This is a genomic window from Streptomyces sp. NPDC058052, from assembly GCF_042885515.1.
GTDB lineage: Bacteria > Actinomycetota > Actinomycetes > Streptomycetales > Streptomycetaceae > Streptomyces.
This window is the reverse complement of record NZ_JBHVRX010000045.1, coordinates 30,127-54,505: the sequence shown is the minus strand read 5'-3', so window position 1 is coordinate 54,505 and position 24,379 is coordinate 30,127. Positions and strand designations below refer to the sequence as shown.

At 74.8% G+C, this 24,379-nt stretch carries 21 protein-coding genes and 1 pseudogene; 10 read left to right on the top strand and 12 right to left on the bottom strand.

Features of this window, described 5'->3' with window-relative positions:
• Positions 1–328: pseudogene (locus tag ACFVU3_RS36610) on the bottom strand (hypothetical protein); the annotation flags it as partial.
• A gap of 106 nt (positions 329–434) precedes the next feature.
• Here ACFVU3_RS36610 and ACFVU3_RS36605 point away from each other — a divergent pair.
• Entirely contained in the window at positions 435–1,637 is a 1,203-nt protein-coding gene (locus tag ACFVU3_RS36605; RefSeq protein ID WP_390073102.1) for an amino acid deaminase/aldolase, read from the top strand.
• Positions 1,638–1,651: 14 nt separating this feature from the next.
• On the opposite strand, the gene ACFVU3_RS36600 is transcribed toward ACFVU3_RS36605, so the two are convergent.
• From ACFVU3_RS36600 to ACFVU3_RS36590, 3 genes are read right to left on the bottom strand one after another with little or no spacing between them, the layout of a single operon-like run.
• Positions 1,652–2,449, bottom strand: a complete 798-nt coding sequence (locus ACFVU3_RS36600) for a 3-oxoacyl-ACP reductase (RefSeq protein WP_390073101.1) — start codon at positions 2,447–2,449, stop codon at positions 1,652–1,654.
• Positions 2,446–3,819, bottom strand: a complete 1,374-nt coding sequence (locus ACFVU3_RS36595) for an aldehyde dehydrogenase family protein (protein ID WP_390073100.1) — start codon at positions 3,817–3,819, stop codon at positions 2,446–2,448. Before ACFVU3_RS36595 ends, ACFVU3_RS36600 begins: the two co-directional genes overlap by 4 nt.
• Positions 3,820–3,842: 23 nt before the next feature.
• Positions 3,843–5,207 carry a glutamine synthetase family protein gene (locus ACFVU3_RS36590; RefSeq protein WP_390073099.1) on the bottom strand — a complete coding sequence of 455 codons (1,365 nt, stop codon included), beginning with the start codon at positions 5,205–5,207 and terminating at the stop codon, positions 3,843–3,845.
• A gap of 91 nt (positions 5,208–5,298) precedes the next feature.
• Between ACFVU3_RS36590 and ACFVU3_RS36585 the strand changes: the two genes are divergently transcribed.
• Together ACFVU3_RS36585 and ACFVU3_RS36580 are read left to right on the top strand one after the other, a co-directional pair.
• Positions 5,299–6,036 (top strand): FadR/GntR family transcriptional regulator, encoded by a 738-nt coding sequence (locus ACFVU3_RS36585; RefSeq protein WP_390073098.1) that lies wholly within the window; start codon positions 5,299–5,301, stop codon positions 6,034–6,036.
• Positions 6,037–6,169: 133 nt separating this feature from the next.
• Positions 6,170–6,859, top strand: coding sequence for a gamma-glutamyl-gamma-aminobutyrate hydrolase family protein (locus tag ACFVU3_RS36580; protein WP_390073097.1), 690 nt, complete (start codon positions 6,170–6,172; stop codon positions 6,857–6,859).
• A gap of 93 nt (positions 6,860–6,952) precedes the next feature.
• Here ACFVU3_RS36580 and ACFVU3_RS36575 read toward each other — a convergent pair whose 3' ends face one another.
• Complete coding sequence (locus tag ACFVU3_RS36575; RefSeq protein WP_390073096.1) at positions 6,953–8,398, bottom strand: purine-cytosine permease family protein; 1,446 nt, start codon at positions 8,396–8,398, stop codon at positions 6,953–6,955.
• Positions 8,399–8,465: 67 nt separating this feature from the next.
• Between ACFVU3_RS36575 and ACFVU3_RS36570 the strand changes: the two genes are divergently transcribed.
• Complete coding sequence (locus ACFVU3_RS36570; RefSeq protein WP_390073095.1) at positions 8,466–9,233, top strand: TetR/AcrR family transcriptional regulator; 768 nt, start codon at positions 8,466–8,468, stop codon at positions 9,231–9,233.
• Between the two features lie 443 nt (positions 9,234–9,676).
• The gene (locus ACFVU3_RS36565; RefSeq protein WP_390073094.1) at positions 9,677–11,308 is read left to right on the top strand and encodes an amidohydrolase; all 1,632 of its coding nucleotides are present in this window, start codon (positions 9,677–9,679) and stop codon (positions 11,306–11,308) included.
• Positions 11,309–11,322: 14 nt separating this feature from the next.
• Here ACFVU3_RS36565 and ACFVU3_RS36560 read toward each other — a convergent pair whose 3' ends face one another.
• Positions 11,323–12,438, bottom strand: a complete 1,116-nt coding sequence (locus ACFVU3_RS36560) for a LysR family transcriptional regulator (RefSeq protein ID WP_390073093.1) — start codon at positions 12,436–12,438, stop codon at positions 11,323–11,325.
• 70 nt (positions 12,439–12,508) lie between these two features.
• Here ACFVU3_RS36560 and ACFVU3_RS36555 point away from each other — a divergent pair, with 70 nt between their 5' ends.
• Positions 12,509–13,669 (top strand): TDT family transporter, encoded by a 1,161-nt coding sequence (locus tag ACFVU3_RS36555; RefSeq protein ID WP_390073092.1) that lies wholly within the window; start codon positions 12,509–12,511, stop codon positions 13,667–13,669.
• Here the strand turns inward: ACFVU3_RS36555 and ACFVU3_RS36550 are convergent.
• From ACFVU3_RS36550 to ACFVU3_RS36535, 4 genes are all read right to left on the bottom strand, one after another.
• A complete protein-coding gene (locus tag ACFVU3_RS36550; RefSeq protein ID WP_390073091.1) occupies positions 13,596–14,339 on the bottom strand; it encodes a helical backbone metal receptor in 744 nt (247 codons plus the stop codon). The genes ACFVU3_RS36555 and ACFVU3_RS36550 overlap by 74 nt on opposite strands.
• Positions 14,336–14,887, bottom strand: a complete 552-nt coding sequence (locus ACFVU3_RS36545) for a helix-turn-helix domain-containing protein (protein WP_390073090.1) — start codon at positions 14,885–14,887, stop codon at positions 14,336–14,338. Before ACFVU3_RS36545 ends, ACFVU3_RS36550 begins: the two co-directional genes overlap by 4 nt.
• A gap of 163 nt (positions 14,888–15,050) precedes the next feature.
• Complete coding sequence (locus ACFVU3_RS36540; protein ID WP_390073089.1) at positions 15,051–16,859, bottom strand: ABC transporter permease/substrate binding protein; 1,809 nt, start codon at positions 16,857–16,859, stop codon at positions 15,051–15,053.
• On the bottom strand, positions 16,852–17,901 hold the full coding sequence (locus tag ACFVU3_RS36535) for a glycine betaine/L-proline ABC transporter ATP-binding protein (protein ID WP_390073088.1): 1,050 nt from the start codon (positions 17,899–17,901) through the stop codon (positions 16,852–16,854). The genes ACFVU3_RS36540 and ACFVU3_RS36535 overlap by 8 nt, the downstream gene beginning before the upstream one ends.
• 362 nt (positions 17,902–18,263) lie before the next feature.
• Here ACFVU3_RS36535 and ACFVU3_RS36530 point away from each other — a divergent pair, with 362 nt between their 5' ends.
• Positions 18,264–19,184, top strand: coding sequence for a 5'-3' exonuclease H3TH domain-containing protein (locus tag ACFVU3_RS36530; protein ID WP_390073106.1), 921 nt, complete (start codon positions 18,264–18,266; stop codon positions 19,182–19,184).
• Positions 19,185–19,268: 84 nt separating this feature from the next.
• A complete protein-coding gene (locus ACFVU3_RS36525; protein ID WP_390073087.1) occupies positions 19,269–20,117 on the top strand; it encodes a siderophore-interacting protein in 849 nt (282 codons plus the stop codon).
• Between the two features lie 60 nt (positions 20,118–20,177).
• Here the strand turns inward: ACFVU3_RS36525 and ACFVU3_RS36520 are convergent, their stop codons facing one another.
• Positions 20,178–20,840 (bottom strand): MerR family transcriptional regulator, encoded by a 663-nt coding sequence (locus ACFVU3_RS36520; RefSeq protein ID WP_390073086.1) that lies wholly within the window; start codon positions 20,838–20,840, stop codon positions 20,178–20,180.
• Between the two features lie 210 nt (positions 20,841–21,050).
• Between ACFVU3_RS36520 and ACFVU3_RS36515 the strand changes: the two genes are divergently transcribed.
• Both ACFVU3_RS36515 and ACFVU3_RS36510 read left to right on the top strand, forming a co-directional pair.
• Positions 21,051–21,989, top strand: a complete 939-nt coding sequence (locus ACFVU3_RS36515) for a hypothetical protein (RefSeq protein WP_390073105.1) — start codon at positions 21,051–21,053, stop codon at positions 21,987–21,989.
• Complete coding sequence (locus ACFVU3_RS36510; protein WP_390073085.1) at positions 21,986–22,912, top strand: ADP-ribosylglycohydrolase family protein; 927 nt, start codon at positions 21,986–21,988, stop codon at positions 22,910–22,912. The genes ACFVU3_RS36515 and ACFVU3_RS36510 overlap by 4 nt, the downstream gene beginning before the upstream one ends.
• Before the next feature lie 32 nt (positions 22,913–22,944).
• On the opposite strand, the gene ACFVU3_RS36505 is transcribed toward ACFVU3_RS36510, so the two are convergent.
• Positions 22,945–24,318: a cytochrome P450 gene (locus tag ACFVU3_RS36505; protein ID WP_390073084.1), complete on the bottom strand. Its 1,374-nt coding sequence runs from the start codon at positions 24,316–24,318 to the stop codon at positions 22,945–22,947.
• Between the last annotated feature and the right edge of the window lie 61 nt (positions 24,319–24,379).

The following is a 24,379-nucleotide window of genomic DNA, read 5'->3' as shown; positions in this document are numbered from 1 at the left end:
GGGGCATACCGGCCGCGGGGCGCGGGGCCGGGGACGTACCCGGCTGCGGGCGGGGAGCCGGGGCCGACGCGGGGCGCGGGGCGGCGGCCGGGGCCGGGTGGGCGGCCGGGGGCGGGTCCGACTGCGGGCGCGGGGCCGGGGGCGTGTCCCGGTCCTGGCGGGGGGACCGGGCGGAGGCGGGCCGCCGCGGGGTGGCCGGCTCCGGGGCCGGCGGGGTGAGGTCGGTGGTGAGGGTCGAGAGGGCGCTCGTGGGGGGCCGGGGGGTCTCGGGGGCCGGAGGGAGGGTCTCGGTGACGCGGGGCGCGCGGGGGTTCTGTTCGCTGGTCATCCCGCCCCCTGCTCCTGCCGACAATGCCCGTCACTCTACGGGCTGTTCCCCGCCGCGCGGGAACCCAGGGGTACCCACCCCCCTGACGGTCTGGCAAGCTCGGGCCATGACTCCCCGTGCCGCCGACCGGGCCCGGTACGACCGGGCCACCGCCGCTCTGGACGCGCCGCTCGCGATCGTCGATCTGGAGGCGTTCGACGCCAACGCGGACGATCTGGTGCGGCGCGCGGGCGGCAAGCCGATCCGGGTGGCGAGCAAGTCGGTGCGGTGCCGGGCGCTGCTCGACCGGGTCCTGGCGCGGGACGGCTTCGCCGGGGTCATGTCGTTCACGCTCGCCGAGTCGCTGTGGCTGGCGCGGGCCGGGTTCGAGGACGTCCTGCTCGCCTATCCGTCGGCCGACCGCGCGGGCTTCGGGGAGCTGACCCGGGACCCGAAGCCGGCCGCCGCCGTGACCGTGATGGTCGACGACGTGGCGCAGCTGGACCTCATCGACGCGGCCCGGGCGGGCGGCACCGAGGAGGTACGGGTCTGCCTGGAGATGGACACCTCGCTGCGCCTGCTGGGCGGCCGGGTGCGGATCGGCGCGCGCCGGTCGCCGCTGCGGACGCCCGCGCAGCTGGCCGAGCTGGCCAGGTCGGTGGTGCGGCGTCCGGGGTTCCGGCTGGTGGGACTCATGGCGTACGAGGGGCATGTGGCGGGGGTCGGGGACGCGGTCACCGGCCGGCCGCTGCGCTCGCGGGCGGTGCGGGCGATGCAGGCGGTGGCCCGCCGGGAGCTGGCCGAGCGGCGGGCGGCCGTGGTCGGAGCCGTACGGGCGGTGGCGCCGGAGCTGGAGTTCGTGAACGGCGGCGGCACCGGCAGCGTGCAGCACACCGCCGCGGAGGCGGCCGTCACCGAGATCGCCGCCGGGTCCGGGCTCTACGTCCCCCGGCTCTTCGACGACTACTCCTCCTTCCGCGGCCGGCCGGCCGCGCTCTTCGCGCAGCCCGTGGTGCGGCGGCCGGGCGTCGGGATCGTCACCGTGCTCGGCGGCGGCTACCCGGCGTCCGGCGCGGCCGGCCGGGACCGGCTGCCCGTCCCGTATCTGCCGGAGGGGCTGCGCTACGAGCCGCAGGAGGGCCCGGGCGAGGTGCAGACCCCGCTGCTGGGCTCGCCGGCCGACGATCTGCGGATCGGCGACAAGGTGTGGTTCCGGCACGCGAAGGCCGGCGAGCTGTGCGAGCGGTTCGAGGCGCTGCACCTCGTGGAGGGGGACCGTGTCGTGGACACGGTCCCCACCTACCGGGGCGAGGGCCGCACCTTCCTCTGACTCCCTGTGACTCCCTAGAGGGGGGTCACGTAGGCGCCGGAGATGCCGCCGTCGACGAGGAAGTCGGCGGCGTTGACGAACGAGGAGTCGTCGCTGGCGAGGAAGGCGACGGCCGCCGCGATCTCGTCCGCCTCGGCGAACCGTCCGACCGGGATGTGGACGAGCCGGCGGGCGGCCCGCTCCGGGTCCTTGGCGAAGAGCTCCTGGAGCAGCGGGGTGTTGACCGGCCCGGGGCAGAGCGCGTTGACCCGGATGCCCTCGCGGGCGAACTGGACGCCGAGCTCCCGGGACATGGCGAGGACGCCGCCCTTGGAGGCGGTGTACGAGATCTGGCTGGTCGCCGCGCCCATGATCGCCACGAACGAGGCGGTGTTGATGATGGAGCCCCGGCCCTGGCGCCGCATGTACGGCAGGGCGGCCTTGCAGCACAGGTAGACGGAGGTGAGGTTGACGTCCTGGACGCGCTTCCACGCCTCCAGGCCGGTCTCCAGGATGGAGTCGTCGTCGGGCGGGGAGATGCCGGCGTTGTTGAAGGCGACGTCGACGGAACCGTAGGTCTCGAAGGCGACGCGGAAGAGCGCCTCGACCTCCTCCGGGTCGGTGACGTCGACCTTGACGAAGGTGCCGCCGACGGCCTCGGCGGCCGCCTTCCCGGCCCGCTCGTCGATGTCGCCGCAGACGACGTTCGCGCCCTCGGAGGCGAGGCGGCGGGCGGTGGCGAGGCCGATGCCGCTGCCGGCGCCGGTGATGACGGCGGTGCGGCCGACGAGCCGGCGGCAGACGATCTCTTCGCTGGTCGCGTTGTTGCTCACAGTGCGGGACCCTCCGTGCTGATGAAGACGTTCTTGGTCTCGGTGAAGGCGGTCAGGGCGTCGGGGCCGAGTTCACGGCCGAGTCCGGACTGGCGGAAGCCGCCGAACGGGGTCCAGTAGCGGACGCTGGAGTGGGAGTTGACGGAGAGGTTGCCGGCCCGGACGGCGCGGGAGGCGCGCAGGGCGCGGCCGACGTCGCGGGTCCAGATCGAGCCGGACAGGCCGTACGGCGTGGCGTTGGCGAGCCGGACGGCGTCGGCCTCGTCCTCGAAGGGGAGGACGACGGCGACGGGTCCGAAGATCTCCTCGACGGCGCAGGGGGCGTCCTCGGGGACGCCGGTGAGGACGGTCGGCGGGAACCAGAAGCCGGGGCCCTCGGGGGCCTTGCCGCGGATGGCCTCGGCGTCCTCGGGGACGTATCCGCGGACCCGGTCGAGCTGGGCGCGGGAGATCAGCGGCCCCATCCGGGTGCGCGGGTCGAGCGGGTCGCCGACGACGGTCTCCTCGATCGCCGGGGCGAGGAGTTCCATGAAGCGGTCGTACGCGCTCCGCTGGACGAGGATGCGGGTGCGGGCGCAGCAGTCCTGGCCGCTGTTGTCGAGGAAGGCCATGGGGGCGGCGGCCGCGGCGGCCTCGATGTCCGCGTCGGCGAAGACGATGTTGGGGCTCTTGCCGCCGAGTTCGAGGGTGAGGCGTTTCACCTGGTCGGCGGCGGCGGCCATGATCCGCTTGCCGGTGCGGGTGGAGCCGGTGAAGACGATCTTGGCGATGCCGGGGTGGGTCACGAGGGCGTCGCCGGCGACGGGGCCCTCGCCGGGGAGGACCTGGAGGAGGTGCTCGGGGAGTCCGGCCTCCAGGGCGAGTTCGGCGAGGCGCAGGGCGGTGAGCGGGGTGGTCTCGGCCGGTTTGAGGATCACGGCGTTGCCGGCGGCGAGGGCGGGTGCGGCGGCCCAGGCGGCGATCGGCATCGGGAAGTTCCAGGGCACGATGACGCCGACGACGCCGAGGGGTTCGAGGAGGGTGATGTCGAGGCCGCCGGGGACGGGGATCTGGCGTCCGTTCAGGCGCTCGACCCCTCCGGCCGCGTAGTCGAGGAGGTCGCGGACGTTCCCGGCCTCCCAGCGGGCGTTGCCGATCGTGTGGCCGGCCTCGCGGACCTCCAGGAGGGCGAGTTCCTCGCGGTGATCGTCGACGACGGAGGCGAAGCGGCGGAGCAGCCGGGCTCGGTCGGCGGGGGCCGCGGCGGCCCAGCCGGTCTGGGCGGCGGCGGCCCGGGTGACGGCGGCGTCGACGTCGGCGGGGCCGGCCGCGGGGACGGTGGCGACGACGTCCTCCGTCGCCGGGTTCAGTACCTGGAGCTCGGTGAGCAAGGGCTCGGTCCTCTCGGGGGTGTTCAGAGGCGTTCGAAGGAGCGGCGCAGTTCCCAGTCCGTGACCGCCGCGTCGAAGGCGGCGAGTTCGACGCGGGCCATGGTGCGGTAGTGGGCGACGACCTCGGGCCCGAACGCCTCCTTGGCGATCTCGCTGGTCTCCCAGAGTTCGGCGGCCTCGCGCAGGGTGGTGGGGACGTGGGCGTGGTCGGCGGTGTAGGCGTTCCCGGTGCAGGGCGGCGGGAGTTCGAGGCCCCGCTCGATGCCGTGGAGGCCGGCGGCGATCATCGCGGCGACGGCGAGGTAGGGGTTGACGTCGCCGCCGGGGACCCGGTTCTCGAAGCGGGTGGAGGGGCCGTGGCCGACGACGCGGAGGGCACAGGTGCGGTTGTCGTGGCCCCAGGCGACGGCGGTGGGGGCGAAGGAGCCGGGCTGGAAGCGTTTGTAGGAGTTGATGTTGGGGGCGAGGAGGAGGGAGAGGTCGCGGAGGGAGGCGAGCTGCCCGGCGAGGAAGTGCCGCATCACCGGGGACATGCCGTGCGGGTCGTCGCCGGCCATCACGTTGCGGCCGTCGGCGTCCTGGAGGGAGAGGTGGATGTGGCAGGAGTTGCCCTCGCGCGCGTCGTACTTGGCCATGAAGGTGAGCGAGACGCCTTCCTGGGCGGCGATCTCCTTCGCGCCGGTCTTGTAGACGGCGTGCTGGTCGCAGGTGACGAGGGCCTCGTCGTAGCGGAAGACGATCTCGTGCTGGCCGGGGTTGCACTCGCCCTTGGCGGACTCGACGGTGAGGCCGGCGGCGGCCATCTCGTTGCGGATGCGGCGCAGCAGGGGTTCGACGCGGCCGCCGCCGAGGATCGAGTAGTCGATGTTGTACTGGTTGGCCGGTGTGAGGCCCCGGTATCCGGAGTCCCACGCCTGCTCGTAGGTGTCCTTGAAGACGATGAACTCCAGCTCGGTGCCGACGTGGGCGGTGAGGCCGTGGGCGGCGAGCCGGTCCAGCTGCCGGCGGAGGATCTGGCGGGGCGCGGCGACGACGGGCGAGCCGTCGGCCCAGGTCAGGTCGGCGGTGACCAGGGCGGTGGCCTCGTTCCAGGGGACGCGGCGGAGGGTGGCGAGGTCGGGGCGCATGGCGAAGTCGCCATAGCCGCGGTCCCAGGAGGACATCGCGTAGCCGTCGACGGTGTTCATCTCGGTGTCGACGGCGAGGAGGTAGTTGCACCCCTCGGTGCCGTGGGCGAGGACCTCGTCGAGGAAGAAGGGGGCGGCGAAGCGCTTCCCCTGGAGCCGGCCCTGCATGTCCGGGAAGGCCAGGACGACGGTGTCGATCGCGCCGTCCGTCACGAGGGAGCGCAGTTCCTCGACGGTCAGCGGGGGTGTGCGGTCTGCCACGGGACGACTCTCCTCGTTCGGCCTGCCGGGAGTCATAAGGTATGGGGCGAGACCATTGCTTGGGAAGTGTCAGGGGAAGGGGCGACCAGAAGTGATCCGTACGAGTGAACCGGCCGGTCCCGGCGACCGGTTGACGCCGGTGCTGCGACCGGTCCGGGCCGGCAACGGCTTCGAGGAGGCTCTGGAGCAGATCCTCCAGGTGGTCCGGCTGGGCCTGGTCCCGGACGGCGAACGGCTGCCCGCCGAACGGGAGCTGGCCGAGCGGATGGGGATCAGCCGGGTGACGCTGCGCGAGGTCCTGAAGGTGCTCCAGGAGCAGGGCCTGGTGGAGAGCCGGCGCGGCCGGTACGGCGGCACGTTCGTGCTGCCCCGGCCGCAGGACCCCGACGAGGCGGAGCTGCGCCGGCGCGTCGCCGCGGTCGACATGGAGGACGCGCTGCGCTTCCGGGAGGTCCTGGAGGTGGGCGCGGCCGGCCTGTGCGCGGCGCACGGTCTGGACGCGGCGGGCGGGGAGCGGCTGCGGGCGGCGCTGGCGGCCACCCACGACGCGCCGCTGGCCGACTACCGCCGCCAGGACACGCTGCTCCACCTCACGCTGGCCGAACTCTCCGGCTCGCCCAGCCTGACGGCCCAGTACGCGGCGGTCCGCGCGACCGTCAACGACCTGCTGGACTGCATCCCGCTGCTCGTCCGCAACCTGGAGCACTCCCAGCACCAGCACACGGCCCTGGTGGAGGCGGTCCTGGAGGGGGACGCGGACGCGGCGCGCGAGGTGACGCGGGAGCACTGCGCGGGGACGGCGGCGCTGCTGCGCGGCTTCCTGGCGTGAAAGGTATGTCCGCGGTCCATTGAGGGGCGCGGCGGCCTAGAGTCGGCGGCATGTTCCACGCGTCCCGCGCGCACGGCGGGCATCGCACGCACCGCAGCTACCGCACGCACCGCACGTACCAGGAGGCAGCCCCGTGACCGAGCCGCTCATCGGCGTGACGACCTATCTCGACCGGGCCCGCTGGAGGGCCTGGGACATGCCGGCGGCGCTGCTGCCCGCGCGGTACCCGCGGTACGTGCGGGAGGGCGGCGGGCTCGTGGTGATGCTGCCGCCGGACGAGCCGGCCGCGGCGGCGGCGGTGCTGGCCCGGCTGGACGGCCTGGTGGTGGCGGGCGGGGCGGATGTGGAGCCCGTGCGGTACGGGGCGGAGCCCGACCCGCGGACCGGCCCGCCGGCGCGGGAGCGGGACGCCTGGGAGCTGGCGCTGATCGACGCGGCGCTCGCCTCCGGCACCCCGCTGCTCGGCATCTGCCGGGGGATGCAGCTGCTCAACGTGGCGCTGGGCGGCACGCTGACGCAGCACCTCGACGGGCACGTGGAGGCGGAGGGGGTGATGGGGCGGCACCCGGTGACGCCGGTGCCGGGGACGCTCTACGCCTCGCTCGTCCCCGAACCGGCCGACGTACCGACCTATCACCACCAGGCCGTCGACCGGCTTGGCGCGGGACTCGTGCCCTCGGCGTACGCGGAGGACGGCACGGTGGAGGCGGTGGAACTGGCGGAGCCGGCCTGGGCCCTCGGGGTGCAGTGGCACCCGGAGATGGGCGAGGACCCGAGGGTCGTACGGGGACTCGTCCGGGCGGCGGCGGGCGTACGGGTGTGAGACGGGGGCGCGGGGCGGGCGTACGGGTGTGAGACGGGGGCGCGGGGCGGCCGGGGTGGGCGGTCCGGCCGCCCCGCGGTTCGGGGGCCGCGGTCAGGCGGCGGGGAGGGTGGCCGCGACCGTGCGCCGGCCGAGGACCACGTAGAGGAGGGTGGCGACGGCCATGCCGACGGGCAGCGAGAGGTCCATGCCGAGGGCGGAGGCGACCGGGCCCGTGTAGACGCTGTCGACGCACAGGGCGCCGGCCGCGGCTCCGCCGAGCAGGGCGGTCACGCCGGCCGGGTTGACGCCGCGGGTGTACCAGAAGGGGCTGCCGGGGGTCTCGTCGGAGAGGGCGGCCACGTCGTAGCGGTTGCGGCGGAGCAGGATGTCCGTGGCGTAGACGCACATCATCGGGCCGGTGAGGACCGTGATCACCTGGAGGGCGTTGCTGACGGTGTCCAGGAAGTTGGAGACCAGCAGCCCGTACAGGGTGAGGGCGACGGCGACGGCCCCGTCGAAGAGGACGCTGACCGTGCGGCGGACGCGCAGGCCCACGGCCTGGAGGGCGAGGCCGGCGCTGTACGCGGTGAGGGCGTTGATGGCGATGGTGCCGAGGACCAGGGAGAGCAGGAAGACCGGCACGAACCAGCCCGGCAGGATCCCCTGGAGCGCCGTCTGCGGGTCCGACATGTCGACGGCGGTGGCGGCGAGGGCACCGAGCGAACAGACGGCGACGCTGGGCAGGAAGGCGCCGAGCGCGTTCCACAGCACGATCGCGCGCGGGGAGCTCTCGCGGGGCAGGTAGCGGGAGAAGTCGGCGCTCGTGGTGTACGAGAGCGGGCCCGAGGCGATCATCGTGAGGCCCGCCAGCAGCACCGCCCACAAGGGGGCGCCGGAGAGCGGCTCGGCGGGCGCGTACGAGAAGTCGGCGTGCCGGACGACGGCCACGGCGACGACGGCGAACGCCCCGCTGAGGACCAGGGTGATCGGCAGGTACAGCTTGATGATCAGGGCGTGGCCGTAGACGCTGATCGCCAGCGTGAGGGCGGCGATGACCACGATGACCGCGACCTTCACCGGGGTGTTCGCCGGGATGCCGGTCTTCTCGACCAGGGCGAAGGCGGCGGTCGCGGCGGCGGCCAGGTTGAGCGCGAAGTAGCAGACGGAGACCAGCCAGCCGCCGACCGCGTTGTTCACGCGGTTGCCGAGGACGCCGTAGAGCGTGCGCGTGATGACCTCGCTGGGCGCGCCCGCGGCCGGCCCCGAGGTGGCGAGGACACCGCTGAGGACCCAGAAGAGGTTGCCGACGACGATCACGCCGATCGCCTGCCAGAGCGTGAGGCCCATGAAGACCAGTGCGCCGCCGATGACGAGGCTGAGGTAGTTGACGTTCGCCGCGGCCCAGACGGTGAACAGCTCGCGGGGGTGCCCGTGGCGTTCGCTGTCGGGGATGTGGTCGATGCCATGGGCCTCGATGCGGCTGGGCCCGTCGCCCGCCGGCAGGGGTGCCGGCCCGCGCTCTGTCCCGGAGCGCGGGTCGGGGATCGTGGAAGCCATGCGGCCCTCCGGTGCGTGATTGCCCACCTGGTTGCTTATTGGTCGCACACTCAATAGCATCCCCGGTATGTCGTCAAGCGTCCAGCGCAAGCGAATTCGGAAATCACCCGAGGCCCGGCGGGCGGAGATCGTGGCGACGGCCGCCCGGATCGCCCTGACCGAAGGGCTGGAGTGCGTCACCCTGCGGCGCGTCGCCGAGGAGCTCGCCGTCCGGCCCGGCCTGATCAGCCACTACTTCCCCTCGGCCGAGGACCTGGTGGCCGAGGCGTTCTCGGTCGCGGCCCTCGGCGAGCTCGACTCGCTGCTGCCGGCCGAGCGCCCGGACGGCACCCCGGCGCAGTACCTGGCCCGGTACTTCGCCCTGTCGTCCGGCGACGCCTACGACGACATCAGCCGCCTCTGGATCAACGCCCGGCACCTGAGCCGCTACCGGCCCGTCCTGCGCGACCGGGTCACCCGAATGGAGCTGGCCTCCGACGACCGGCTGGAGGAGCTGATCCGCGACGGCGTCGACCGCGGCGAGTTCCGCACCGACGACCCCCGGGCCGCCGCCATCCAGGTCCTGGTCGTCCTGGACGGCCTCGGCGCCCACGCCAACTCCGACCGCACCGACCGCCCCCCGTCCGTCACCCGCCTCGCCCTCAGCACCGCCGAACGCGCCCTCGACCTCCCCCACGGAACCCTCGACGCCCCCGGCGCCACGGGGATCCTGCCGCTCACCTTCTCCCCCACGGAGGCGGCCGAAGCGGCGGTACCGCGCCTGGCCGCGGCCGCGGCGGCGGCGACCGCCGGGGACGGAGCGACCGCCGGGGACGCGGCGACCGCCGAAGCCTGACGGCGGAGGCCGTCCGGCCGCGCGGGCGGGAGCGCCTGGCGCGCACGCCCTCGGGCCGGCGGACGTCCGGCCGACGCGTACGCGTCACGCATGCCGTACGCGACACGCATGCCGTACGCGACACGCGTGCCGTACGCGCCGGGCATGCCGTACGCGTGGGGCGTGGCGGACCCGTCCGGCGTGGCGGACCCGTCCGGCGTGGCACACCCGTCCGGCGTGGCACACCCGTCGGGCGTGGACGCCCGCGTCGGACATCGGGGCCGGCCTCGGACCTCGGCGCCCGCCACGCGCCGGCGCCCGGGCGCCGGCGTGCGTCCACGCGTCGCCATGCGTCCACGCGTGGCCGTGCGTCCAGGCGTGGCCGTGCGTCCAGGCGTGGCGCGCGCCCGCACCGCCCGTCCCGTGATCACCCTTCTCGTACCACCACCGCAAGGAGTCCCACCGTGTCCACCCGACTCGTCCTCCACTCCGCCCGTCTGCTCGACCCCGCCACCGGGGCCTTCCTCGCGGCGAGCGCGCTCGCCGTGGGCACGGACGGACGGATCTCCGCGCTCGGCGACGACCGCGAGGTGCGGGAGCTCGCCGGGCCGGCGACCACCGTCGTCGACCTGAAGGGCGCCGTCGTCACCCCCGGTCTCGTGGACGGGCACATCCACCCCGTGAGCGGCGCCGAGCTGACCGGCGGCCTCGACCTCTCCGGCTGCGCCGACCTCGCCGGCGTACGGGAGGCCCTGGCGCGCGAGGTACGCGGCCTCGGCCGGGGCGACTGGCTGTTCGCCTGGGGTCTCGACCCGAACGTCTTCGGCGACGAGCCGGTCGGGGTCGCCCCCTTCGACACCGTCCTCGACGGGGTGCCCGCCTTCCTGCTGCTCTTCGACGCGCACTCCGCGCTCGCCTCGCGCCGTGCCCTCGAACTCGCCGGCGTCGACGGCCCGCGCACCTTCGACCAGGCGTCCGCCGAGATCGTGTGCGACGCCGACGGGCGCCCCACCGGACTGCTCCAGGAGGACGCCGCCTGCGAGCTGGTCGAACGCGTCGCCCCGCAGCCCACCCGCGCGGAGCGCCTGGAGCGGCTCGCCGGGGCGCTGGACGCGATGGCGGCGGCCGGCCTGACCGGCGGGCACGTCATGGACGCCAACGGCGACAGCCTCGACCTCTTCACCGAACTGGACGCCGCCGGCCGGCTGCCGCTGCGGCTCCGGGTGGCCCCCTGGTGCCAGCCCGGCACCGACGCGCCCGGCGTGGCCGAGCTGATCGCCCTCCAGGGGCGCGGCGGCGCGCTCTGGCAGGTCGCCGGCGTGAAGCTCTTCATGGACGGCACCATCGACAACGGCACCGCGTGGCTGGAGAAGCCCGACTGCCACGGCGAGTCCACCCACGCCTTCTGGCCGGACCCGGAGGCGTACACGGAGATCATCGGCGCGCTGCACCGGGCCGCGGTGCCGACAGCGACCCACGCCATCGGCGACGCCGCCGTCCGGCACGTCCTCGACGCCGTCGAGAAGGCGCGGGCGGGCGGCGGCGACCCGGCCGTACGGCACCGGGTCGAGCACATCGAGACGGTCCCGGACGACACCCTCGGCCGCTTCGCGGAGCTGGGCGTCATCGCCTCCATGCAGCCCACCCACTGCTGCGACTTCACCCGCGCCGACCACACCGACAACTGGTCCCGCCGGCTCGGCGAGGAGCGGGCCGGGCGCGCCTGGCGCTGCCGCGACCTGGTGGACTCCGGGGCGACCGTGGTGCTGGGCTCGGACTGGCCGATCGCGCCGTTCCCGCCGCTGGGCGTGCTGGCGGGCGCCGTGCACCGCCGCCCCGGCCGGGACCTGACGCAGCCGCCGCACGGCCCCGAGCAGGCGCTGACGCCGCTGGAGGCGCTGCGCGGCCTGACGACGGGCGCGGCGCACGCGGCGGGCGAGGAGCGGATCTCCGGCCGGCTCGCGCTCGGCCACCGCGCCGACCTGACGGTCCTCGCGGCCGACCCGCTCACCACGCCGGCCACGGAGCTCCCGGACGTCCCGGTCCTGCTGACGGCGGTCGACGGCCGCATCACGCACCGGGCGCCGCAGCTGTAGGACACCCGCCGCCCTCAGCCGCCCGGCCGCGCCCTCGTCAGGGAGAGGAGGTCGCGGGCCGGGCCCGTGGGGCGGTGGCCCGTCGGCCAGACGGCCCGCAGGTCGCGGGCGAGCCGCGCGCCCTCGACCGGCACCGCGACCAGGCGGTGCGAGGACAGCTCCTCGGCGATCGCGAGCTCGCTGAGGACCGCCGGGCCCGCGCCGCTGACCGCCGCCGCCTTCACGGCGGTGGTGGAGGCCAGTTCGAGCAGCGGGCGGGCGAGCCCGCCGTGCCCGGCGAGGGCCGCGTCGAGGACCTGCCGGGTGCCCGAACCGTGCTCGCGCAGCACCAGCGGAGTCGCGGCCAGCTCGGCCGGGTCGATCGGGGCGCGGCGGCGGGCCCACGGGTGGGAGGGCGCGGTCACGACCGCGAGCCGGTCGTGGGCGACGACGGTCCCGTCGAGCCCGTCCGGCACCGCGAGCCCCTCCACGAACCCGAGGTCCGCCTCCCCCGCGAGCAGCCGCTCCGCGACCACCGCCGAGTTCCCCGCCTGGAGCGACACCGCGGTGTCCGGCCGCTCGGCGCGCAGCGCGATCAGCCAGCCCGGCAGCAGGTACTCGGCGATCGTCATGGACGCCACCACCCGCAGCCGCGAGTCCCGGCGCCCCCGCAGCGCCTGCACCCCCGCGTCGAACGCCTCCGCGGACTCCACGATCCGCCGCGCCCAGTCGGTGACCAGCGCACCCGCGTCGGTGAGCCGGGAACCGCGCGGGGAGCGGTCCACGAGCGCCACGCCGAGCTGGCGCTCCATGGAACGGATCCGGCTGCTGGCCGCCGGCTGGGTGATGCCGACCTCCCGGGCCGCGGCCCCGAGGCTGCCGTGCCGGGCGACGGCGAGGAGCAGTTCCAGGGCGCCGAGGTCGGGGACGCGGTGCGACAGGTGCGCGGTCACGGCCTCACCCGCGGCGCCCGCTCCCGTACCTCCGCCGGCCCCCGTACCGCCGCCACCCGCTCCCCCGCCCCCGCCGGCGGCCGTGATCGCCGCCGCGGCCGTCGTGGTCCCGGCTCTCCCGGCTCTCCCGGCCCGCCAGGCTCCCCCGCCCGTGCCGCCCCGCTCCGCCCCCGTGCCGCCGTCCCGCTCCCTGCTCATAAAGCCAGCTTATGACGTCATAGCCCCATGATCCCTGGTGGGGGCGGTGACCTGCGGCGACGGTGGAGTCATGGCAAGCCTCGCACCCTCCCGCCCCCTCCTCGGCGCCACCACCCCCCGCGCCCGAGCGACCCGGTCGGTCCGTCACCTCGGACCCAACTGGTACGCCTCCGTGATGGGCACCTCCGTCGTCGGCACCGCGGGCGCCGCGCTCCCCGTCACCGTGCCCGGTCTCCGTACCGTCTGCACCGCCGTCTGGGCGCTCTCCCTCGCGATGCTGCTGACCCTGCTCACCGCCCGGGCCGCGCACTGGCTGCGCCACCGCGACCAGGCCCGCGCCCATCTCCTCGACCCGGCCGTGGCCCCCTTCTACGGCTGTCTGTCGATGGCGCTGCTCGCCGTCGGCGGCGGCACCCTGACGCTCGGCAGGGACTGGATCGGCCTCCCCGCAGCCGTCGCCCTCGACACCGTCCTGTTCACCGCGGGCACGGTGGTGGGACTGGCCGCGGCCGTCGCCGTGCCGTACCTGATGGTGGTCCGGCACAGGATCGAGCAGGCGTCCCCCGTCTGGCTGCTGCCCGTCGTCGCGCCGATGGTCTCCGCCGCGCTCGGCCCGCTGCTCCTCCCCCACCTGCCCGAGGGGCAGGCCCGGCAGACCCTGCTGATCGCCTGCTACGCGATGTTCGGCATCAGCCTGCTCGCCACCCTGGTGATGCTGCCGCTGGTCTTCGGCCGGCTCGTCCTCGACGGCCCGCTGCCGCTCGCGCTCACCCCGACGCTCTTCCTCGTCCTCGGCCCGCTCGGCCAGTCGACCACCGCCGCCAACGCCTTCGCCGACGCCGCCGCCGGGGTGCTCCCCGACCCGTACGCGCACGGCTTCGCCGCCTTCGCCGTCCTCTACGGCGTGCCGGTCATGGGCTTCGCGCTGCTGTGGCTGGCGCTGGCCGGGGCGATGGTGGTGCGGGCCCGGCGTGCGGGCATGGGCTTCGCGATGACCTGGTGGGCCTTCACCTTCCCGGTCGGCACCTGCGTCACCGGCGCCGAGGGACTCGCCCGCCACACCGGCCTGGACGCCTTCCGCTGGCTCGCGATCGCCCTGTACGCGTTCCTCGCCGTCGCCTGGCTGGTGGCCGGCGTCCACACCGTGCGCGGCCTGGTCAGCGGAGCGCTGCTCGCAGGTCCCGCGCCAGCACCCGCGCCGCCGGCGCCAGCGACGGCCCGTACCAGGTGAGCATCCGCCCGTCGACGAGCGCGGCCGCGGCCCCGGGGAACGCCTCGGGGCCGTCGTCCGCGGTGAAGCGGTACGGCTCGTCCGGGAGGACCACCAGCGCGGGCCGGGCCCCGGTCAGCTCGGCGAGCGGCACCCGCGGATAGCGCTCGGGATGGTCCGCGTACAGGTTGCGGACGCCGAGGCGGGCGAGCAGGTCGCCGGCGAAGGTGTCCCGCCCCAGCACCATCCAGGGCCGCCGCCAGACCGGTACGACGGCGGTGATCCCGTCCGCCACCGGCTCCACGGCCGCCCACGCCTCCTCCGCCTCCGCCAGCCAGCGCGGACGGCGGGGCGCGCCGCAGGCGGCGAGGACCTCCCCGAGGGCGGTGAACCCCTGGTCGAGGGTGCGGATCTCGGTGACGAGCACCTCGGCGCCGGCGTCGCGCAGCGCGTCGAGGTCGACGGCCCGGTTCTCCTCCTCGTTGGCGAGGACGAGGTCGGGGCGGAGCGCGAGCACCGCGGGCACGTCGGGGTTCTTGGTGCCGCCGATCCGGGCGACACCGAGCCCGGCCGGGTGGCTGCACCAGTCGGTGGCGCCGACCAGCAGCCCCGGCGCGGTGACGGCGACCGCCTCGGTGAGCGACGGCACCAGCGAGACGACCCGCGGCGTCCGCCCCCTGAGCCGCGTCACTCCTCCTCGACCTCGACGTGGTCGGCGACGGCGACGACGAGGAGGCGGGTGCCCGGTTCGGTGGCCCGCCAGCGGTGCCGGACGCCGCCGGAGAGGTACAGGGAGTCGCCGCGGACCAGCCGGTGGGCGCGGCCCTCGGCCTCGACCTCGGCGGCGCCGTCGGCGACGTACAGCAACTCGTCGTTGCGGTGCTGGAATTCGCGGCCCGCGTCCTGCTCGCCGGTGAACTCCAGGGCGTGCAGCTGGTGCCGGCCGCGCACCAGGCGCCGCACGCCATCCGGCATCGCGGCGGTGCCCTCGCCGGCGCGGACGACGTCGACGGTGCGGGCGGCCTCGGCGACGGCGAGGAGTTCGGCGGCGGTGGTCTGGAGGGCCTCGGCGACCAGTTCCAGGGAGCGGCGGCTGGGGCGCGCCCGCTCGTTCTCGATCTGGCTGAGGAAGGGCACGGAGAGGCCGCTGCGGGAGGCGACGACGGCCAGGGTGAGCTGGAGGGCCCGGCGGCGCCTCTTGACGGCCGCGCCCACGCGGGGTGCTTCCTTCTCGTCCATGGCGGCTCCCTCCCTCTGCTGGTGCCTCGTCGCGAACCGGCCGGTTACCTGCACCTTACGCAGCTTTGGGCCGGGGTTTCGCGTCGTGACGGAAAGGCTGCCGAAAGGGGTGGCCGCCGATCACGTTCGGCGACCACCCCTGTCCGGCGGGTGAGGTCCGGTGTCACTGCGGGGCGAGCCGCTCCGCGAGTCCGGGCTGTCCGTCCAGCCAGGTGCGGACGGCCTGCTGCTCCTTGCCCTTGCCGGTGTCCTGGATCTCCTTCTCCAGGCCGGTCAGCTGCTCCTCGGTGAGCTCGAAGTCCTTCAGCCAGGCGCCCACCTCGGGGTTGTCCTCGCTGAAGCCCTTGCGGGCCAGGGTGTGCACGCCGTCGCCCTCGCCCCAGACGCCCTTCGGGTCCGCGAGCTTGGTCAGGTCGTGGGCCGAGTAGGCCCAGTGGGGCGACCAGAGGGTGACGACGACCGGTTCCTCGCGCTCGTAGGCGCGCTTCAGCTCGGCGAGCATGCCGGGCGTGGAGCCGTCCACGACCTCGTACTCGCCCTCCAGGCCGTACTCCTTCAGGACCTTGTCCTTGAGGATGCCCATCATTCCGGCGCTGGGCTCGATGCCGACGATGCGGCCCTTGAAGCGGTCGCCCTTGCCCTTGAGGTCGGCGAGGGACTTCACATCCTTCACGTACGAGGGGACGGACAGCTCCAGCGAGGTCGGGCCGTACCAGGAACCGAGGTCCTCCAGCTTGTTCCCGTACTTCTCCAGGTACTGGGCGTGGGTGACGGGCAGCCAGGCGTCGGTCTGGAAGTCGAGCTGTCCGCCGGCCAGACCGGTGTAGAGCGCGCCGGCCTCCAGCTGCTTGGTCTCGACCTCGTAGCCGCGGCGCTCCAGGAGCTCCTTCCACAGGTAGGTGGAGGCGATGCCCTCGTCCCACGGGATGTAGCCGATGCTGATCTTCTTGCCGTGGCCGGCGCCCGCGCCGGAGGCCGTCGTCGAGGTGGAGCCGGAGCCGCCGAGGAAGCCGGAGCCGCCCGCGACGAGCGCGAGGACGACGATGCCGACGAGCGCGGTGACGGGCTGCGGGCGGTGTGCCCACAGCTGCGCGGTGCGGCGCCTGGCGGTGGCCGCGCGGGCCTTCGCGAGGGCCCGGCGGCCGAGCGGGGAGACCTGGCGGCCCAGGGCGCCGGTCATGCGGTCGAGGTACATGGCGAGGACGACGATGGAGACGCCGGCCTCGAAGCCGAGGCCGATGTCGACGTTGCCGATGGCCCGGTAGACGGCGCCGCCGAGCCCGCCGCCGCCGACCATGCCGGCGATGACGACCATGGACAGGCCCAGCATGATGACCTGGTTGACGCCGGCCATGATGGTCGGCACGGCGAGCGGCAGCTGCACCCGCAGCAGGGTGTTGCGCGGGGTGGTGCCGAACGCCTCGGCGGCCTCGACGAGTTCGGAGTCGACCTGCCGGATGCCCAGCTCGGTCATGCGGACGCCGGGCGGCAGCGCGAAGACGATGGTGGCGATGATGCCGGGGACGACGCCGACGCCGAAGAAGATGATGCCGGGGATGAGGTAGACCATCGCCGGCATGGTCTGCATGAAGTCGAGGACGGGCCGCAGCACGGTGCTGACCGTCTTCGACCGGGCCGCCCAGATGCCGAGCGGGACGGCGATCACCAGGGTGACGAGGGTGGCGACGAGGACCAGCGAGAGCGTCGCCATCGCCTCGTCCCACAGCTGGACGGCGTCGACGAGCGCGAACCCGGCGAAGGCGAGCAGGCCGGCGGCGAGGCCGCGCAGCCACCAGGCGACGACGGCGAGGATGCCGGCGAGCAGCAGTGGCTGCGGCGCCGACAGGACGGCGTCGATGCCGTCGTACAGGCCGGTGATGCCGCCGCTGACGGCGTCGAACAGCCAGGAGAACTGCGCCTGGAGCCAGTCGACGGAGCTGTCGACCCAGGAGCCGAGGGGAAGCCTAGGCATGGACGGTCACCTCCTCGGCGGTCAGCCCGCCGAGCACGGCGAGCAGCTTCTCCTTCTGTACGACTCCGAGGGCGGAGCCGCCGGGTTCCCGGACGGTCACCGGGTGCGGGCCCGCGGCGGCGAGGGCGCACAGGTCGGCGAGGGGGGTGTCGGGGCCCGCGACCGGGGCGTCCGGGGAGACCGGCCCCTCGGGGTCGGTCATGACCGCGGAGGCGGTGAGCACCCGGGAGCGGTCGACGTCCTGGATGAAGGAGGCCACGTAGTCGTCGGCGGGCCGGACGAGGATGTCCTCGGCGGTGCCGAGCTGCACGATCCGGCCGCCGCGCATGACGGCGATGCGGTCGCCGAGGCGCATGGCCTCGTTGAGGTCGTGGGTGATGAACACGATGGTCTTCTTCAGCTTCTTCTGGAGCACGAGGAGCTGGTCCTGCATGTCGCGGCGGATCAGCGGGTCGAGGGCGCTGAAGGACTCGTCCATGAGCAGCAGGTCGGCGTCGGTGGCGAGCGCGCGGGCCAGGCCCACGCGCTGCTGCATGCCGCCGGAGAGCTCGTCGGGCCAGGACTGCTCCCAGCCGGCCAGGCCGCACAGGGCGAGCGCCTCGGTGGCGCGGGTCTCGCGCTCGGCGCGCGGGACGCCCTGGACCTCCAGGCCGTAGCCGGCGTTCTCCAGGACGGTGCGGTGCGGGAAGAGCGCGAAGTGCTGGAAGACCATGCTGATGCGGCGGGAGCGGACCTCGCGCAGCGCGCGGGGGGAGAGCGCGGTGAGGTCGTCGCCGTCGTGGAGGACGCGGCCCGCGGTCGGTTCGAGCAGGCCGTTGAGCATGCGCAGGAGGGTCGACTTGCCGGAACCCGAGAGGCCCATGACCACGAAGATCTGACCCGGTTCGACGACGAAGGACGCGTCGACGACGGCTGCGGTGACGCCGTCCTCGCGCAGCGCGTCGCGGTCGGCGCCCGCCACGAGGGCGCGGACCGCGTCGGATTCGTCGGCGGGGCGTCTGCCGAACACCTTGAACAGGTGGTCGGCCTGGAGCCTGGACACATTCACCTCACGGGTAGCAGGGAAGAACGGCCCGCCACCCCCGCGACCGGGCCGTGGAGCGCGGCGGTGTCTGCCCGCCCACCCGTCGCGTACGGGGCCCACTGCTCGGGGCCCCTTACCGGGTCCGCTCCGGGCTCGCGCCTGCCCCGGCCCCCGGGAGGCAAACGCGAAGGTGACGGGGGTCACGGCGGCGCGGGAGCGGGGTGGGGGATGGCCGCCGGGGGGCGCGGGAGCGGGGTGGGGAGCGGGGGGTGCGGGATGGCCGCCGGGGGGCGCGGGGACTCCGGGACGGGACCCGGTGCGGGCGGCTCCGCCCCGCTGTCGGTGGGGTGCGGCATGATCGGGGTGTGACGCGACGCCTGATGCTCCTGGACACCGCCAGCCTCTACTTCCGCGCGTACTTCGGCGTGCCGGACTCGGTCCGGGCCCCGGACGGGACGCCGGTCAACGCCGTGCGGGGGCTGCTCGACTTCATCGGCCGGCTGGTGCAGGACCACCGGCCGGACGACCTCGTGGCCTGCTGGGACGACGACTGGCGGCCGCAGTGGCGGGTGGACCTGATCCCCTCGTACAAGGCGCACCGGGTGGCCGTGGAGACGGCGACCGGGCCGGACGAGGAGGAGGTCCCGGACACGCTCTCCCCGCAGGTCCCGGTGATCGAGGAGGTCCTCGCGGCGCTCGGCATCGCCCGGATCGGCGCGGCGGGGTACGAGGCGGACGACGTGATCGGCACCCTGTCGGAGCGGGCGAAGGGCCCGGTGGACATCGTCACCGGCGACCGGGACCTCTTCCAGCTGGTCGACGACGAGCGGGCGGTCCGCGTCCTGTACCCGCGCAAGGGCGTCGGCGACTGCGACCTGGTGGACACGGACCTGATCCGCGCGAAGTACGGGGTCCGCCCCGACCAGTACGCCGACTTCGCCGCCCTCCGCGGCGACGCCAGCGACGGCCTGCCCGGCGTGAAGGGCATCGGCGAGAAGACGGCCGCCCAGCTGATCACCGAGTACGGAGACCTCGCGGGCGTCCGGGCGGCCGCCGAGGACCGCACCTCGAAGCTCACCCCCGCCAAGCGGCGCGGGATCGTGGAGGCGGCCGCCTATCTGGACGTCGCGCCGACGGTGGTCCGGGTGGCGCGGGACGTGGCGCTGCCGGAGTTCGACCCGGCGCTCCCGGCCGCGCCGCGGGACCCGGCGGCGCTGGAGGCCCTGGCGGTCCGCTGGAACCTCGGCGGGGCGGTGTACCGGCTGCTGCCGGTGCTCGCGGGCGGCCACACCGGGACGTGACCGGCCGGGGGATGCTAACTTAGGCATACCTAAGTCTCAGGTGTGCCGCACGGCACCACCCCCAGGCAGTCAGGAGAGTCCGCCGTGGCAGAGCAGCCGGCCCGCAAGGCCCCCCGGGCCACCGAAGCGCACGTGGTGCGCACCGAGCGGATCACCCCGCACATGGTGCGGGTCGTCCTCGGCGGCCCCGGCCTGGACGGCTTCGACGCCGGTGCCTGGACGGACCACTACGTGAAGCTGCTCTTCGCCCCCGAGGGGGTGACCTACCCGGAGCCGTTCGACATGGAGCGGATCCGGGCCGAGCGGCCCCGCGAGGAGTGGCCGACCACCCGCACGTACACCGTGCGCGCCTGGGACCCGGTCCACCACGAGCTGACCCTGGACTTCGTGGTCCACGGCGACGAGGGGCTGGCGGGCCCGTGGGCGGCCCGCGCGCGGGTCGGCGAGACGGTGCGGTTCCTCGGCCCCGGCGGCGGCTACACCCCGGACCCGGCGGCGGACTGGCACCTCCTCGTCGGCGACGAGAGCGCCCTGCCGGCGATCGCCGTGGCCCTGGAGCGGCTGCCCGCGGGAGCGAAGGTGCACGCCTTCGTCGAGATCGAGGACGCGTCCGACGAGCAGAAGTTCGCCACCGAGGCGGGCGTCGAGGTGACCTGGCTGCACCGCTCCGGCCGCCCGGTCGGCGAGGCGCTCGTCGAGGCCGTGCGGGCCCTGGACTTCCCGGCGGGCGACGTCCACGCGTTCGTCCACGGCGAGGCCGGTTTCGTGAAGGAACTCCGCCGCCATCTGCGCATGGAGCGCCAGGTGGAGCGCGAGCGGCTCTCCATCTCGGGCTACTGGCGCCTGGGCAAGACGGACGAGGGATGGCGCGCGATCAAGCGCGAGTGGAACGAGCAGGTGGAGCGGGAGCAGGAGCCCTCGCAGGCCGCCTGAACGACCTGAAGCACCCGGGAGGGGGCGGGAGCCGGCACGGCTCCCGCCCCCTCCTCCGTGTCACTCGGCCCGCTCCCCCTTGCCCCCGAAATGGCGGGCCGAGGCGTCGATCTGGGCGAGGCGGCGGAGCGCGGCGAAGAGCGCGTCGCCGAGGACCGTGCCGACGGCGACGCTCTCGACCAGCTCCTCGCGGGCCACGTGGCGCGCGACGTACTCCAGGTCGGCCCCGGCGACCCGCTCGGCCGCGTCCGCGTAGGCGCCGAGCACCTCGCCGAACCGCTCGTGGCCGACGGACTCCAGGGCGGCGAGGGCGATCGCCAGCGCCTCGGCCGCCGGACTGCCCGGATAGCAGCGCCACTCCCGCTCCTGGATGAGCGCGTCGACCCGCTTGCGCGCCTCGACCAGCCCGCCGCCGTCCTCACCCTCCTCCGGGGGCGCGCCGCCGTAGCCGGGCACCATCCGCTCGGCGGCCTCGCCGAGCAGCTCGTGGACGGGCCGGTCGGGGTCGTCGACGGCGGCGATCACCTCGCGCACGGCCGCCACGGACAGCCCGCCCACGTCGATCAGGGCGCGGATCAGGCGGAGCCGCCGCACATGCGTCTCCTCGTACGTGGCCTGGTTCGGGCTCGTCAGCCGGCCGGCCGGGAGCAGCCCCTCCCGTACGTAGAACTTGATCGTGGGGATCGACACCCCGGTCCTGCGGCTCAACTCACCGATGCGCACCGCGCGTTCACCTTTCCACTGCCTTCCCGGCCTTGCCGGACACCCCTCCATCATAGATAGTGGCACTATCAGATAGCGGCAAGCGCCACTATCCATACTGCTTCCGGGGGGATCCGTATGTCCACGCGCGCACCCATGCCCGACTCCACCGCCACCTCCCCGCCCCCGAACGGCCGGCTGCACCGGCCCCTCCTCTGGTTCGCCGCCGCGATGGCCGTCTTCGCCCTCGTCAGCGCGGGCGGGATCCTGCTCGACGACCGGACCCTGGTCGGCGCCCCGATCTGGTCCAAGCCCTTCAAGTTCGCCGTGTCGTTCGTCGCCTACGGCCTGTCGCTCGCCTGGATGCTGAGCCTGCTGCCGCGCGGCAGGCGCGCCGGCTGGTGGGCCGGCACGGTCGTGACGGCCGCCAGCACCCTGGAGATGGTGCTGATCACCCTCCAGGTCGTCCGTGGCAGGCAGAGCCACTTCAACCAGGAGACCCCCTTCGACGCCGCGGTCTTCCAGGCCATGGGCCTCACCGTCGTCATCCTCTGGCTGGCCGCCCTGGCCATCGCCGTCCTCCTGCTCCGCGCCCGCTTCCTCGACCGCGCCACCGCCTGGGCGGTCCGCCTCGCCTCGCTGATCGCCCTCGCCGGCGCCGCCGTCGGCTTCCTCATGGTCCAGCCCACCCCCGCACAGCGCGCCGCCACCGACCCGTCGATCGTCGGCGCCCACAGCGTCGGCGTCCCCGACGGCGGCCCCGGCCTCCCGGTCACCGGCTGGGCCGCCACCGGCGGCGACCTCCGCATCGCCCACTTCTTCGGCATGCACGCCCTCCAGCTGCTCCCCCTGGTCCTCCTCGCCCTCACCGCCCTGGCCCCCCGCTTCCCCCGCCTCGCCGACTCCCTGCTCCGCCTCCGCCTCGTCCTCACCGCCTCGGCCGCCTACGCGGCCGGCTTCGCCCTCCTCACCTGGCAGGCCCTCCGCGGCCAGCCCCTCCTCCACCCCGACGCCACGACGCTCACCGCGGCGGCCGCGATCGCGCTCGTCACGGTGGCGGGAGCCGCCCTCTCCCTCCGGGGGGCTCCCCCCTCCCCCTCCCCCACCCACCCCTCCCTCCCCCACCCCACCCCCGACCCCACGCGCCGGCCGCCTACCCTGGCGCCATGACCTCAGCCGACCTCGCCCTGGGCGCCGTCCTCGGATCCGCCGTCGGCGACGCCCTGGGCGCGCCCTTCGAGTTCGGCCCGCCCGGCGCGTTCCGCGCCCGATTCCCGGACGGTGCCGGGAAGTTGTGCGGGGGCGGCGGCTGGGATCCGGGCGAGGCCACGGACGACACCCAGATGGCCGTGCTCGTCGGGGAGTCGCTGCTCGAACAGGGCGGTCTCGACCTGCCGGACGTGTTCGACCGCTTCCGGCGCTGGGCGGCGGCCGACCCCAAGGACATCGGCCTCCTGACGGAGCGGGTCCTGCTGGGCGGCGAAGCGTGGGACCTGGCCGCGGCCCTGGACTTCCAGGTGGAGGGCCGCGGCGCCGGCAACGGCTGTCTGATGCGGGCCTCCACGTCCGCCGTCCGCTTCGCTCCCCTGGGCCGTGCGGCCACCATGGAGGCGGGCCGCCGGCTCGCCGCCCTCACCCACGGGGACCGGGCGGCCTGGGAGGGCACCGCCCTCCTGCACGAGCTGGTCCGCGTGGCCCTGCTCGGCGAGGACCCGCTCGCGGCGATCCCGGAGGCCCTGGCCCAGGTGGACCCGCGTCACCGGGAACGCTGGGCGGTCGCCCTGGCACCCGGCTGGCGGCCGGAGGACGCGACGGAGTTCAACGGGGCCGTCTGGCCCTGCCTCGGCTCCGCCGTGTGGGCGCTGCGGACCACCGGGACCTTCGAGGAGGCCCTGGTGGCCGCCGTGGACCTCGGCGGGGACACGGACACGGTGGCGGCCGTCACCGGCTTGCTGGCGGGCGCCGTCCACGGTGCCGGGGCGATCCCGGACCGCTGGACGGCGACGCTGCACGTCCCGCTCCCCGGCTTCGGCGACCGCGTCCTCGACGCGGACGACCTGCGTGCGCTGGCGCGCGCCCTCGCCGCCGCGTGACCGCCGGGGTCAGCCGCGCGCGGTGATGCCGTTCACCCCCGCCTCCGGGAGCGGACCGTGGCCGCCACCTCGCGGTCCGGCTGGAGGGTGAGGCTCGGGACGGGGCGTATCTCCTCGGACTCCACGTCCAGGTCGTAGCGGCGGGCGAGGACGGCGAGGACGAGGACGGCCTCGACGAGGGCGAAGCGGGTGCCGAGGCAGACGCGGGGGCCGCCGCCGAAGGGGTACCAGGCGTATTCGGGGATCTTCTCCGCCGGCCCGGCCTCGTCGTCGGTGAGCCAGCGCTCGGGGCGGAACGTGTCGGCGTCCCCGTACCAGCGGGGGTCGCGGTGGGTGGCCCACTGGCTGGACCAGACGCGGGTGCCGGGCGGGATCGGGGTGCCGCCCAGGGTGGCGCCCTCCTTGGCGATGCCGGTGAGGAGCCAGATCGTGGGGTAGAGGCGGAGGGTCTCCTTGATGACGGCCTGGGTGTAGGTGAGGGAGGCGTAGTCGTCGTAGCCGGGCTCGTGGTCGCTGAGGACCCGGTCCAGCTCCTCGGTGAGGGCGCGCCGGACCTTCTCGTTGCGGGAGAGGAGGTACCAGGCCCAGACGAGGGTGGAGCTGGTGGTCTCGTGGCCGCCGATGTAGAGGGTGACGGTCTCGTCGCGGATCTCGCGGTCGGAGAGGTGGGCGCCGGTCTCGTCCCGGGCAGTGAGGAGCCTGCTGAGAAGGTCGGGGCGGTCCTCCCCGCCGTCGCGGTGGGCGGCGACGAGGCGGGAGACCTCGGCGTCGATGACGGCGGTGGCCCGCTTGATGCGGGCGCGCCCGGGGGTGGGGATCCAGTCGGGCAGGAGGGCTCCGATGCCGCTGAGTTCGGCACCGATCTCCTGCTGGGCGACGTCCATGGCGCGGCCGATGGCTTCGGCGTCGGCGGCGGTGTCCGCGCCGAAGATCGTGCGGACGGCGATGAGCTGGGTGAGGGCGGCCATCTCCTTCTTGATGTCGACGCGCTGTCCGTCGGTCCAGCGGTCGGCGAGGGCGACGGTGCACTCCGCCATGGTGGCCGCGTAGGAGCGGACCTGCTTGGGGCGGACGGAGGGCTGGACCAGGGAGCGCCTGCGGCGCCAGTCGCGGCCCTTGGCGACGACCACGCCGTTGCCGAGGAGGGTGCGGATGGCGATGCCCAGGTCGGGCTGGTCGAAGGTGTTCTCGACCTCGGTGAGGAGTTCTCCGATGGTGTCCGGGTGGGCGATGAAGAGGGCGGGGCTGGGGCCGAAGCGCCAGCGGACGAAGTCGCCCCGCCGCCGGAGCTGTTCGAAGAAGGCGAGGGGGTCCTTGCCGAAGGCGGGCAGGTTGCCGAGGAGCGGTACTCCGCGTGGTCCTTCGGCGATGGTGATCCCGGCCTCGGCGCCGGCGTGCGTGGTCACGTAGGTCCCCTCCCCAACTCGCTGTGTCGGTGTGCGAGTCCATGCAAGCGGAAGGCTCCCC

What these genes read in the sequence shown, in the direction of transcription:
- ACFVU3_RS36605 (WP_390073102.1), top strand. Translation starts at nt 435, where the DNA reads ATGACTCCCCGTGCCGCCGACCGGGCCCGGTACGACCGGGCCACCGCC.
- ACFVU3_RS36575 (WP_390073096.1), bottom strand. Translation starts at nt 8,398, where the DNA reads ATGGCTTCCACGATCCCCGACCCGCGCTCCGGGACAGAGCGCGGGCCG.
- ACFVU3_RS36570 (WP_390073095.1), top strand. Translation starts at nt 8,466, where the DNA reads ATGTCGTCAAGCGTCCAGCGCAAGCGAATTCGGAAATCACCCGAGGCC.
- ACFVU3_RS36560 (WP_390073093.1), bottom strand. Translation starts at nt 12,438, where the DNA reads ATGAGCAGGGAGCGGGACGGCGGCACGGGGGCGGAGCGGGGCGGCACG.
- ACFVU3_RS36555 (WP_390073092.1), top strand. Translation starts at nt 12,509, where the DNA reads ATGGCAAGCCTCGCACCCTCCCGCCCCCTCCTCGGCGCCACCACCCCC.
- ACFVU3_RS36545 (WP_390073090.1), bottom strand. Translation starts at nt 14,887, where the DNA reads ATGGACGAGAAGGAAGCACCCCGCGTGGGCGCGGCCGTCAAGAGGCGC.
- ACFVU3_RS36540 (WP_390073089.1), bottom strand. Translation starts at nt 16,859, where the DNA reads ATGCCTAGGCTTCCCCTCGGCTCCTGGGTCGACAGCTCCGTCGACTGG.
- ACFVU3_RS36530 (WP_390073106.1), top strand. Translation starts at nt 18,264, where the DNA reads ATGCTCCTGGACACCGCCAGCCTCTACTTCCGCGCGTACTTCGGCGTG.
- ACFVU3_RS36515 (WP_390073105.1), top strand. Translation starts at nt 21,051, where the DNA reads ATGGCCGTCTTCGCCCTCGTCAGCGCGGGCGGGATCCTGCTCGACGAC.
- ACFVU3_RS36510 (WP_390073085.1), top strand. Translation starts at nt 21,986, where the DNA reads ATGACCTCAGCCGACCTCGCCCTGGGCGCCGTCCTCGGATCCGCCGTC.